The organism is uncultured Arenimonas sp. (assembly GCF_963976025.1).
Taxonomy (GTDB): domain Bacteria; phylum Pseudomonadota; class Gammaproteobacteria; order Xanthomonadales; family Xanthomonadaceae; genus Arenimonas.
Genome location: NZ_CAXBJS010000087.1, coordinates 1 through 11401 on the forward strand (window position 1 = coordinate 1; position 11401 = coordinate 11401).

Here is an 11401-nt window from a genome sequence, read left to right on the forward strand (position 1 = left end):
TTGGCAGCCTAGGCGTCGAGAGCCGGTGTGGGCGACCGTTTGAGCCTAGGTCTCGCGACCGTCATGTAGCACGGTCCCCACACCGGAATCTCCCTGCATACGCCCGAACAGTTGCACGAGTAGGCGCTCGAAGTGACAAGACCGGGCCCGGCAGGGAGGACTCTCGACAACAAGAGCCTACCGGAGAATCCGCATGAATGAAGCCGTCGGGGTGGATTTCAGCAAGGCCGTTCTGGACGTGGCGATCCACGGCACCAGCAAGCAGTGGAGCTTCGGCAACGATGCCAAAGGCAGGCGAAAGCTGGTGGCCTTCCTGCTGCCGCTCAAGCCCCGTCAGGTGGTGATCGAGGCGACGGGGTGCTACGACCTCAAGACTACGGACGCGATGCATGACGCCGGCCTGCCTGTGGTCCGTCTGAACCCGCGCCAGGGCCGCGACTTTGCCAAGGCGACCGGGCAGCTGGCGAAGACCGACCGCTTGGATGCCCTCGGGCTGGCCCGCATGGGCCAGGTGCTTGACCTGCCGCGCTACGAGCCCAAGTCGCCGTGGCAGCGCCGGCTGGGTGAATGGACCCATCGCCGGACCCAGTTGGTGGATATGCTGACCGCGGAGCGACAGCGTGCCGACGTGCTCGAAGACCCCGTGCTGCGCCGGCTGGCGCGGAGCCACATCGCCAGCCTGGAGCGGGTCATCGCCGAGCTGGGGCGGCAAATCACCGCCCAGGTCCGCGCCCAGCCCGAACTGGCTGCTTTGCGGTCCTTGAAGGGTGTCGGGCCGATCCTGCAGGCCACCTTGGCCTGTGAGCTGCCGGAGCTGGGCCGGCTGAGCGGCAAGGCCATTGCCAAGCTCGCCGGGGGCGCACCTCTGGCCCGCGACAGCGGAACAATGCGCGGCCGCCGAACCACTTGGGGTGGCCGGCCACGAATCCGTGCCCCGCTCTACATGGCGGCCATGTCCGCAGCACGCTTTGAACCACGACTCAAAGCGTTCTACGAAACCCTGAAGGCGCAAGGCAAAGCCGCGAAGGTCGCCATCGTGGCCGTGATGCGAAAGATGCTGGTCATCCTCAACGCCCGCATGCGGGATCAGTTGGCTCTGGAAGCCACCTGATCCAACACAGTTGCTACATGGACGTACTTGCGGTCGCGGGCAGGGCGACTGCACGCTGCCTCCACTCGCGAAGCGAACACGGACCGAGGCCCTGCTTGGCCAAAGGCCAAGGGCCAAGGGCAGAGGAGCTGAAGTCCCGAGCACGGAGTTACACCGGCGCGACGATCCAGAGGGACAGCGCGCCCAGGGCGAGGCCGATGCCGGTGGCGGCGAGCACGTCGCTGGGGTAGTGCAGGCCCAGCACGATGCGCGACGCGGCGACGCTGGCGGCGAAGGGCAGCAGCAGTGGCATCAGGCCCGGGTAGTGGGCGAGGGCGACCACGGTGAAGGCGACCGCGTGCAGCGTGTGGCCGGATGGGAAACTGAACTCGTCCAGCGGTGCCACCCAAGCGCGGATGCGCACGTCGGCCGCGAAGGGGCGCGGGCGCCGGGTCCAGCGCTTGAGCTTTCGGTACATCAGCAGCGCCACCAGGCCGGTGGCCGCCAGCTGCGCCGACACCGCCAGCCCGCGCCAGCCGTCGAAGACGATCAGCGCGGCCATCAGCGCATACCAGAATGCCCCGTCACCGAGCCGGCTGACTGCGCGGAAGTACGCACGCACGACCGAACGCGTGCCCCAGCGATTGGCAACCAGGCACCAGGCTTGTTCGCGGTCCGACAGGCGACGGACCCGCACGTTCACGCCGCCTGCTCCCGGCGGCCGCCCAGCCCGTCGAGCAGCAAGGCGAAGTCGCGGGCCACCTGGTCGGGGTGCAGGTGGTGCACGGCAAGCCGCGCTGCTTCGCCCTGGTGGCGCAGCCCGTCGCCGGTGGCCGTGGCCACCAGCGCTTTCACGAAACCGGCTTCGTCGCCGAAATCCACCGCCGCCCCGTGCAGGCCGTTGCGCAGGTGTTCGCGCGCGGCGCCGTAGTCGAAGGCCACCGTGGCGATGCCGCTGGCCATGGCTTCGAGCGTCACGTTGCCGAAGGTTTCCGACAGGCTGGGGAAGCAGAACAGGTCGGCGCTGGCGAAGTGCCGCGCCAGGTCTTCGCCGCGCAGCACCCCGGCGAACAGAAAGTCGGGATTGGCCGCCTGCAGGCCCGCCCGCGCCGGGCCGTCGCCGACCCAGACAAAACGCGCATCGGGCCGCTGCTTCTGCAGTTCGCGGTAGGCGCGCACCGCCAGCGGCAGGTTTTTTTCCGGGGCGATGCGGCCCACGTGCACCAGCACCGGCGCGCCCTCGGCGGCGCCCCAGCGGGCCAGGTGCGCCACCTGGCGGAACCCCTGCTGCGCCAGCTGGTCGCGCAGCTCCGCGGTCGGCACCAGGGTCGCATCGGCGCGGTTGTGGAAACGACGCAGCCAGGCGAACACCCAGGGGCTCAGGAAACCCGCGCCGTAGCGGCCCACGTAGTCATCGAAGCGGGTGTGGAAGCCGGTGGCGACCGGGATGCCAAGCTGCCGGCAGGCGCGCAGTGCCGACCAGCCCAGCGGGCCTTCGGTGGCGATGTACCCCGCATCGGTCCGCTGGGCCTGCCAGCGCGCCAGCAGGCGGCGGCCCGCGGGCAGGCCGAAGCGCAGGCCCGGGTAGCGCGGGATCGGCGCACCCTCGACGAGCATCAGCATCGGGTCCGGGCGCGGGCCGTCTTCTTCGCGTTCGGGCCTGACCACGCCGACCGCATGGCCCAGGCCGCGCAGGCCCTGTTCCAGCGACTGCACGGTCAGGGCGACGCCGTTGACGTCGGGCGGGTAGGTCTCGGTGACCAGTTCGATGTGCAGGCGCTTGTCCATGCGCCGCAGATTGCCGCCGCCGTGTGCCAGCCCCATGACCGGAGCATGACGCCCGGGTTACGGCGTTCAGATGGTGCGCAGTACCAGCTGGTGGCCGTAGCCCGGCAGCAGCTCGCGTTCGGTTTCCAGGTCCAGGCGGGTCAGCGGATGCCCTTCCAGCCAGCGCTTGGGCAGGCGCAGCAGCATTTCGTCGCCGTCCACGTCCAGTTCCACCACTGGCAGCGGGTCGCGGTCGTGGCTGCGGTGCATCAGCACCGCCAGGCGCAGCAGCAGGGCGCAGCGCTGTACGTTGGCGACAAGGCGGTCGGGCACCTTGTCGAAGCTGGCCGGGTTGGGATTGCGCCGCTGGTTGCGCACGAGTGCGGCCAGGGTCTGCTGTTCGGTGCGCGAAAAACCGGCGATGTCGGAATTTTCGACCAGGTAGGCGCCGTGCTGGTGGTACTGGCTGTGGGCGATGACCAGGCCGATTTCGTGGATGCGCGCGGCCCAGGCCAGCAGCCGGCGGTTGTCGAGGTCCAGGCGCCAGGGCAGTTCGGCCTGGTCGAACAGGCTCATGGCCGTGGCTTCGACCCGGGCGGCCTGTTCGGTGTCCACTTCATAGCGCGCCTGCAGTGCGCGGATCGACTGGTCGCGCGGGTCTTCCTGGCGGTCTCGGCCGAGCAGGTCGTAGAGCACGCCTTCGCGCATGGCGTGGTCGCTGACGTACATGCGTTCGATGCCCAGCGCCCCGAAGGCGGCGTCGAGCACCAGCAAGCCGCCGGCGAAGATCGGGCGGCGTTCGTTCGACAGGCCCGGCAGCCTGATCGATTCAAGGGTGTCGAAATCGAGCAGCTTTTCGCGGATGGCCGCGAGGCTGTCCTGGGTGATCGAGACCTTGGTGAGCTTCATCTTCACCGAAACGTCGCAGATCGCCTTGATCGTTCCCGACGAGCCCATGGCCTCGTGCCAGCCGCGGCGGCGGTAGGTTTCGGCGAACTGCTGGAATTCGGCGGCCAGTTCGGTGCGCGCTTCCTTCCAGCGTTTGCGGTTGATGCGGCCGTCGCCGAAAAAACGCCGGGTGGTGGCGATGCAGCCCATCTGCAGGCTTTCACGCTCCACCGCTTCGAAACCCTGGCCGATGATGACCTCGGTCGAGCCGCCGCCGATGTCCATCACCAGCCGGCTGCGCCCGGGTTCGGGCGGGTTGCCGTGGGCAACGCCCAGGTAGATCAGTCGTGCCTCCTCGCGTCCGGCCACGACTTCGATGCCATGGCCCAGCGCGGTTTCGGCCGGCATCAGGAAGGACTGCGGGTTGGCCAGCTGGCGCACGGTGTTGGTGGCGATTGCGCGCACGCGCGGCGCCGGCAGGGTGCGGATGCGCTGGCCGAACCGGGCCAGGCAGTCGAGCGCGCGTGGCATCACCGAGGGGTCGAGGCCGCCCTGGCCGTCGAGGCCTTCGGCCAGGCGCACGGTTTCCTTGATGCGGTCGACGATGCGCAGCTGGCCCAGCAGGTAGCGGGCCACGACCATGTGGAAGCTGTTCGAGCCCAGGTCCACGGCCGCCAGCATGTCGCCGTCCTTGAGCGGTGGCGTGGCTTCGGTCGGCATCAGGTCATCCGCAGAGTTTGGCCAGGAGCGCGCCCTGCGCAGAATAGGGCATCTCGTCCTCCGCCGGCGAGACGTGGTCGTAGCTGCCGTCTTCGCGCAGTTCCCAGGCCTGCTGGTTGTCGGTGAGGTAGTTGGCCAGTTCTTCGTCGTACACACGCTCGGCCAGGCGCGGGTCGATGATCGGGAAACAGGTCTCGACGCGGCGCAGCAGGTTGCGTTCCATCCAGTCGGCGCTCGAGCAGAAGATTTCCGGCTTGCCGCCGTTGCCGAACCAGTACACGCGACTGTGTTCGAGGAAACGCCCGACCACCGAACGCACGGTGATGTTTTCCGACACGCCCGGCACGCCGGGGCGCAGGCAGCAGGCGCCGCGCACGATCAGCTCGATCTTCGCGCCGGCCTGCGAGGCTTCGTACAGGGCCCGGATGACGTTGGCTTCGTTGAGCGCATTCATCTTGGCGATGATGTGGCCGCCCTTGCCGGCACGCGCCAGCTTCGCCTCGCGTTCGATGCGGGTCAGGATGCCCTTGTGCAGGGTGAAGGGAGACTGCATCATTTTTCGCAGCTTGATCGAAGGCGCCAGGCCGGAAAGCTGCTGGAAGATGTCGTGCACGTCGGCGGCGATGTCCGGGTCGGAGGTCATCAGGCCGATGTCGGTGTAGGCGCGGGCGGTGCCGGCGTGGTAGTTGCCGGTGCCCAGGTGCACGTAGCGCTGCAGCTTTTTTCCTTCCCTGCGCACGATCAGCATCATCTTGGCGTGGGTCTTGTAGCCGACCACGCCGTACATCACCTGCACGCCGGCTTCCTGCAGCTGGTCGGCCAGGCGGATGTTGGCTTCTTCGTCGAAGCGCGCGCGCAGCTCCACCACTACGGTCACGTCCTTGCCGTTTCGCGCGGCCGTGATCAGGTGGTCGATGATCTTGCTGTCCTTGCCGGTGCGGTACAGCGTTTGCTTGATCGCCAGCACGTCGGGGTCGTGGGCGGCGAACTGGAGCAGGTCGAGCACCGACTGGAAGCTCTGGTAGGGGTGGTGCAGCAGCACGTCGCGCTGGCGCAGGGTGTCGAAGGGCGCGTCGGCGTCAATCGCCACGACGCCGGGTTTGAAGGCCGGGAACTTGAGGTCCGGGCGGTCGACCAGGTCGTAGACCTGGGTGACGCGGTTGATGTTGACCGGGCCATTGATGCGGTACACGGCGTTTTCGGTCAGGCCGAAGTTCTGCAGCAGCGTGCGCACGATGGGTTTCGGGCAGTGTTCGGCGATTTCCAGGCGCACCGCCGGCCGGAAACCGCGGCTGGCCAGTTCGTCCTTGAGCGCGCTGGCGAGGTTTTCGACTTCTTCCTCGTCCACGAACAGTTCGGAATTGCGGGTGACGCGGAACTGGTAGGCGCCCTTGACCCGCATGCCGGTGAACAGGTCGTCCACGAAGGCGGTAAGCACGGCCGAAAGCAGCACGAAGTCGTGTTCGCCGCCCGAAATCTCCGGCGGCAGCTGGATGATGCGCGGCAGCGAGCGCGGTGCGCGCACGATGGCCATGCCGCCGTTGCGGCCGAACGCGTCCTTGCCTTCCAGCACCACCACGACGTTGAGCGACTTGTTGAGGATGCGCGGGAACGGGTGCACCGGGTCCAGGCCCAGGGGCGAGAGCACCGGCAGCAGTTCGTCGCGGAAATAGCGATGCAGCCACTTGCGCTGGCGCGCGTTCCAGGACGAATGCGCCAGGATGCGGATGCCGGCGGCATTGAGTTCCGGGCGCAGGGCTTCGTTCCAGTAGCGGTACTGTTCGGCCACCAGTTCGGCGGCCTTGTCGTGGATCAGTTCCAGCGCCCGCGAGGGCGCGATGCCGTCGGGTGGCAGCGGCCCGCCGAACTGCAGGGCGGTGCGCACGGTGGCGGCCCGGATCTCGAAGAACTCGTCGAGGTTGGTGCAGCTGATGCACAGGTAGCGCAGGCGCTCGAGCAGCGGCACCCGCGGGTCCTTGGCCTGGGCCAGGACCCGGAAATTGAACTCCAGCTGCGACAGTTCGCGGTTGAGGTAAAGCTCTGGCGCGTGCAGGTCGGGCGCGCTGGCGCCGGCTTCGGGGCTGTCGGGACTCATGCCCTTAGCTTACGACTTCCGGGCCGTCGTCGGTGCCCCGGCCGCCGGCCGGGCCGCGCATGCGCACCCGGGCCGGGCCGAAAACACAGGCGAAGGTGCTGCCGCGGCCGACCTCGCTTTCCACTTCCAGGCGGGCCTGGTGCAGGCTGAGCACGTGTTTGACGATCGACAGGCCCAGGCCGGTACCGCCGGACTCGCGCGAACGGCTGGTCGAGACCCGGTAGAAACGTTCGGTGATGCGTGGCAGGTGCTGTTCCGGGATGCCGTAGCCGGTGTCCTGCACGGCCAGGCGCACGCCGCCGCCGGCCACGCGTTCGAAGCGGATGAGCACGCTGCCGCCGGTGGGCGTGTAGCGGATGGCGTTGGACACCAGGTTGGAAAAGGCGCTGTGCAGCTCCTTGGTCGAGCCGGTGAGGTCGCAGCCGGCAGTGTCTTCGACGCGCACGGTATGCCGGCCCTGGCTCAGGGCCTCGGCCTCGCGGCGCAGGGTGACCAGCATCGGCGCCATGGCCAGGGGCTCTTCGGGCAGCGATTCCTGGGCTTCCAGGCGCGAGAGGGTCAGCAGGTCCTCGACCAGCTGGGTCATGCGCTGGGACTGCCGGCGCATTTCCTCGACCATCACCGCCAGTTCGGGGTGTTCTTCCGGCTCGATCATGTCCAGGTAGCCGTGCACCACGGTCAGCGGCGTGCGCAGTTCGTGCGAGACGTTGGCGACGAAATCGCGGCGCACCTGCTCGAGCCGCATCAGCTTGGTGACGTCGCGCACCACCACCAGCCACTGCGAGCTGGAGTAGGGGATCAGGCGCAGGCTGATGCGCACCATCGGGTCGACCGGGCTGGGCAGGTCGGTCAGCGGTTCGTCGGTTTCACCGGCGGCCAGCCAGTCGCGCACCCGCGGCTGGGCCAGGAAGGTGTCGGCCAGCGGCTGGCCCAGGGCCTGCGGGTAGCGCAGGCCCAGCAGGTGCCGGGCGGTCTTGTTGAACCAGACCAGGCGGCCGTCGCGGCGGCCGATGACCAGCGCGCCGTCGGGCATGGCGGTGGCGGCCTGCCGGTAGGCGCGCAGCAGCTGCACCAGGCGCCGGCCGCGGCGGCGGTTTTCGGTCTGGCGGCGGTGGATCAGGGTTTCCAGCGCGGCCCAGAGGCCCTGGCCGTCGACCGTCTGCAGCTGCTTGCGCCAGTCCAGGAAACGCAGCACCCGGTACAGGCGCCAGTAGGCGCGGGCGGCCACCACGGCGGTGGCCAGGCCCAGCGCCCACCAGACTTCGCCCAGCCACAGGCCCAGCCCGATCGCCACGGCATAAAACAGCAGCAGCCGGATCAGGGACTGGCGCCAGGCCAGCCGCAGCAGGATCGATACGCTCATCCGGAGTCCCGACCTCAGCCGGTTGCCGCGGAGAAGCGGTAGCCGGCGCCGCGCACGGTCTGGACCATGTTGTCCAGGCCGAAGGGTTCCAGGGCCTTGCGCAGGCGGCGGATGTGCACGTCGACGGTGCGTTCCTCCACATAGACGTTGCCGCCCCAGACATGGTCGAGCAGCTGGGTGCGGGTGTAGACGCGCTCGGCGTGGGTCATGAAGAAGTGCAGCAGGCGGTATTCGGTGGGTCCCACGTGCAGGGGCTGGTCGCCGGCGAAGACCCGGTGGGCGGCGCCGTCGATGCGCAGGCCGCCGACTGCCACGGAACCGTCATCCTCGTCGTCCCGGGCCCGGCGCATGACCGCCCGGATGCGGGCCAGCAGTTCGCGGGCCGAGAAAGGTTTGACCACGTAGTCGTCCACGCCCGATTCCAGGCCCGAGACCCGGTCGTTTTCCTCGCCGCGGGCGGTGAGCATGATGATCGGCACGTCGCGGGTCATCTCGTCCTTGCGCCAGCGCCGGGCCAGCTCCAGGCCCGAGGTGCCGGGCAGCATCCAGTCGAGCAGGATCAGGTCGGGCACCTTTTCGGAAATGGACACCTGGGCTTCCCGGGCGTCGCCGGCGTGGGCGGGTTCATAATCGGCCTTGCGCAGGGCGTAGGCCACCATCTCGCGGATGGCGGGTTCGTCGTCGACGATGAGAATGCGTTTCTGCACTGGCGTACCGTGTCATCGGGTGGGGTCAGGTGCAAGTAGATAAAACTTTTGTGACCTCCCCGTGACACCCCTCCCTGGCGGGCATGGCGGCCCCTAGCGCCGGTCGGGACGCTGTTCCTCGGCCCGGATGCCCTGGCGGCGCATTTCCAGCACCACCGGGGTGATCGCGGCCATGCGCGCTTCGATGCGGGCGCGCTGGTAGTAGTTCAGGTCCTCGCGCTGCTTCAGGCGCTCGAGCTGGTTGAGCGCGTCCACCGCCCGGCCGTTGAGGAAAGCGGCCTCGGCGTAGGCCTCGCTGGCCCGGATCTCGTCGCCGGCCAGTTCGCTGGCGCGGGCGAAGTTGCGCTGGAAGAGCGGATCGTCGCCGGCGGTCGGCAGCAGCGGCCGCAGCACGTCCTGGGCGCGGCGCCCGGCTTCGGCGGTGGCCCGTTCGCCCAGGACTTCGGCGTAGGCCAGGCGCACGGCCCGGCTTTCCGGGTGGCGCCTGAGCAGCGCTTCGAACAGCTCCGTGGCCTCGGCGGTCGGGCGGTGCAGGGCGGCGGTTTCGGCGCGGGCCAGCTCCAGCCACAGGTCGCCGGGGTGTTTGGCCAGCAGGGCATCGAGGGTGGCGGCGGCCTCCCGCGGACGGCCGGCGCGCTGCTGGGCCAGGGCCAGGCCATAACGCAGGGCGTCGTTGTCCTTCTGGCCGGGGGCCTTGGCCAGGGCTTCGTATTCGAGCAGCGCCTGGCGCGGGCTGGTGGCGCTGAGCACGCGCAGGCGTTCACGCGCCCAGGGGAAGATCTCGTCGCGGTCGAGCGCGGCGCCACCGTGGGCGGCCAGGCTCAGCTCGCCGGGCAGCAGCAGGGAGCTGCGCACGGGCGTGGCAACCGGGGCGGGCAGGTTCGTGCCCTGCATGCGGTTGGCCAGCTGGCGGGTTTCGCTGATTCGGGTGGTGGTGACCGGGTGGGTGCGCAGGTATTCGGGCAGCTGGTAGCCGCCGGAATTTCCGCGGTTCACGCGCTGCATGCGCTCGAAGAAGTCGGCCATGCCGTTGGGGTCGTAGCCGGCGCGCGCCAGGGTCTGGATGCCGATGCGGTCGGCTTCCGATTCGTTCGATCGGGTGTAGTCGATCTGGCGCTGCTGGATCAGGGCCATGGCACCCGCCACGGCGGCCATCGAGGCATTGCCGCTGGAGTTGTCGCTGCCGCCGCTGTCGCCCACGGCCTGGGCGGCGGCGATGGCGCCGAGCATGGCCAGCATGATGGGAACCTGGTCCTTGCTGGCCCGTTCGTAGGCGCGCAGCACGTGGCGCTGGGTGACGTGGGCGATTTCGTGCGCCATCACGCCGGCGACCTCGGCTTCGGTCTCGGCGGTGAGCACCAGGCCGGCGTTCATGCCGATGTAGCCGCCGAGCGTGGCGAAGGCGTTGATCTGCCGGTCGCGCATCATGAAGAAGGTGTATTGATTCATGGGCACGTCGCTGGCGGCGGCCAGGCGGAAGCCCATGGACTGCAGCCAGTCGTCGACCAGCGGGTCCTCGACCAGCATGTTCAGGCGACGCAGTTCGTAGCGCAGGTAGGCGCCGTATTCGGCTTCGGTGGCCGGATCGATCATCTCGGCGGCAGACGAGCCAATGTCGGGCAGGCTGGTGTCCTGCGCACGGGCACCGCAGGCCAGGGTGATGGCCAGGCTCAGGGCGGCGGCGGCGAAGATGCGCAAGGCGGGCTCCGGACAGGGGTGGCCGAAGCATAGCGGCTGCGGGTGGCGGGGCGGGTGAACCCGCGGTTAACCCGGTCGCGGCGCGCCGCAGCGTTGCAGCCGCCGGCTGGAAAAGGCCGGCGCCCGGCCCCACACTGGGCGCTTAACTTCCGGAGAGCCCCGTGTCCAAGGTCCTGATGTACACCACCGCCGTTTGCCCCTACTGCGTGGCCGCCAAGAACTTCCTGAAATCGCGCGGTGCGCAGTGGGAAGAAGTCCGCGTGGACCTGGACCTCGAGCGCCGCCGCGAAATGATGGCGCGCACCGAACGCACCTCGGTGCCGCAGATATTCGTCGGCGACACGCACGTGGGCGGCTACGACGAACTGGTGGCCCTGGACCGCGCCGGCGGCCTCAAGCCCCTGCTCGAGGGCCAGGCATGAGCGCCGGCAAGGACAAGGACGGCGGCGACCGCGTCGCCGAATTCAGCGCCTTCCGCAAGCGCATGAACGAACGCATCCTGGCCGAGGACAACCAGGTCGTGCGCCGGTTCTTCGCGCTCGACACCCAGACCTACCGCGCCGGCGCCCTGGACGTGAAGACCAAGGAGCTGATGGGCCTGACGGCCTCGATGGTGCTGCGCTGCGACGACTGCATCGCCTACCACGTGGCCCAGTGCAAGCAGGCCGGGGTCAGCCGCGACGAGCTGTTCGAGGCCTTCAGCGTGTCCCTGGTGGTGGGTGGCTCGATCGTCATCCCGCACCTGCGGCGCGCGGTGGACTTCCTGGACCAACTCGAAAACGGCGAGGCCGCCGGCGCCGCGGAGCCGCCCGGGCACGGGCACTAGGGCGCCTGCTACCAAGGTCCAATCGAACGGCGACCGACCGTTTGAGGCATAATATTGCGCCTTCGGCAGCCGCTCGGCTGCCCTAACTTATTGCCCAAGAAGAATTTTTATGACCCAGACGATTGCGGTGATCCGTGGCGACGGCATTGGCCCGGAGATCATGGATGCCACCCTCAAGGTGCTCGACGCCCTGGACCTGGGCCTGTCCTACGACTTCGTCGAGGCCGGCCTGGTCGCCTACGAAAAG

Annotated in this window: 11 protein-coding genes; 4 read left to right on the plus strand and 7 right to left on the minus strand. The window is 68.9% G+C overall.

What is annotated here, in order from left to right; translation table 11 throughout:
• The first annotated feature begins 193 nt into the window (after positions 1-193).
• Positions 194-1111: an IS110 family transposase gene (locus AACZ35_RS08355; protein WP_339828172.1), complete on the plus strand. Its 918-nt coding sequence runs from the start codon at positions 194-196 to the stop codon at positions 1109-1111.
• Between the two features lie 148 nt (positions 1112-1259).
• On the opposite strand, the gene AACZ35_RS08360 is transcribed toward AACZ35_RS08355, so the two are convergent.
• The 7 genes from AACZ35_RS08360 to AACZ35_RS08390 form a co-directional block, all read right to left on the minus strand.
• A complete protein-coding gene (locus AACZ35_RS08360) occupies positions 1260-1772 on the minus strand; it encodes a phosphatase PAP2 family protein (protein WP_339828184.1) in 513 nt (170 codons plus the stop codon).
• 17 nt (positions 1773-1789) lie between these two features.
• Positions 1790-2866 (minus strand): glycosyltransferase family 1 protein, encoded by a 1077-nt coding sequence (locus AACZ35_RS08365; protein WP_339828186.1) that lies wholly within the window; start codon positions 2864-2866, stop codon positions 1790-1792.
• A 78-nt stretch (positions 2867-2944) separates the two neighbouring features.
• On the minus strand, positions 2945-4465 hold the full coding sequence (ppx, locus tag AACZ35_RS08370; RefSeq protein WP_339828174.1) for an exopolyphosphatase: 1521 nt from the start codon (positions 4463-4465) through the stop codon (positions 2945-2947).
• 4 nt (positions 4466-4469) lie between these two features.
• The gene (ppk1, locus tag AACZ35_RS08375; protein WP_339828175.1) at positions 4470-6560 is read right to left on the minus strand and encodes a polyphosphate kinase 1; all 2091 of its coding nucleotides are present in this window, start codon (positions 6558-6560) and stop codon (positions 4470-4472) included.
• Between the two features lie 4 nt (positions 6561-6564).
• Complete coding sequence (phoR, locus tag AACZ35_RS08380) at positions 6565-7923, minus strand: phosphate regulon sensor histidine kinase PhoR (RefSeq protein WP_339828177.1); 1359 nt, start codon at positions 7921-7923, stop codon at positions 6565-6567.
• 14 nt (positions 7924-7937) lie between these two features.
• The gene (phoB, locus tag AACZ35_RS08385; protein WP_339828179.1) at positions 7938-8630 is read right to left on the minus strand and encodes a phosphate regulon transcriptional regulator PhoB; all 693 of its coding nucleotides are present in this window, start codon (positions 8628-8630) and stop codon (positions 7938-7940) included.
• A gap of 93 nt (positions 8631-8723) precedes the next feature.
• Entirely contained in the window at positions 8724-10328 is a 1605-nt protein-coding gene (locus AACZ35_RS08390; protein ID WP_339828181.1) for a M48 family metalloprotease, read from the minus strand.
• A 176-nt stretch (positions 10329-10504) separates the two neighbouring features.
• On the opposite strand from AACZ35_RS08390, the gene grxC reads away from it, so the two are divergent.
• The 3 genes from grxC to AACZ35_RS08405 form a co-directional block, all read left to right on the plus strand.
• Positions 10505-10750 (plus strand): glutaredoxin 3, encoded by a 246-nt coding sequence (gene grxC / locus AACZ35_RS08395; protein WP_339828187.1) that lies wholly within the window; start codon positions 10505-10507, stop codon positions 10748-10750.
• Complete coding sequence (locus AACZ35_RS08400) at positions 10747-11154, plus strand: carboxymuconolactone decarboxylase family protein (protein WP_339828183.1); 408 nt, start codon at positions 10747-10749, stop codon at positions 11152-11154. Before grxC ends, AACZ35_RS08400 begins: the two co-directional genes overlap by 4 nt.
• 109 nt (positions 11155-11263) lie before the next feature.
• Positions 11264-11401 (plus strand): isocitrate/isopropylmalate family dehydrogenase (locus AACZ35_RS08405; RefSeq protein ID WP_339828188.1); only part of this gene is annotated, 138 nt, incomplete at its 3' end.

Coding starts and splice junctions, on each gene's coding strand:
- AACZ35_RS08355 (WP_339828172.1), top strand. CDS start 194: ATGAATGAAGCCGTCGGGGTGGATTTCAGCAAGGCCGTTCTGGACGTG.
- ppx (WP_339828174.1), bottom strand. CDS start 4,465: ATGCCGACCGAAGCCACGCCACCGCTCAAGGACGGCGACATGCTGGCG.
- ppk1 (WP_339828175.1), bottom strand. CDS start 6,560: ATGAGTCCCGACAGCCCCGAAGCCGGCGCCAGCGCGCCCGACCTGCAC.
- phoR (WP_339828177.1), bottom strand. CDS start 7,923: ATGAGCGTATCGATCCTGCTGCGGCTGGCCTGGCGCCAGTCCCTGATC.
- grxC (WP_339828187.1), top strand. CDS start 10,505: ATGTACACCACCGCCGTTTGCCCCTACTGCGTGGCCGCCAAGAACTTC.
- AACZ35_RS08400 (WP_339828183.1), top strand. CDS start 10,747: ATGAGCGCCGGCAAGGACAAGGACGGCGGCGACCGCGTCGCCGAATTC.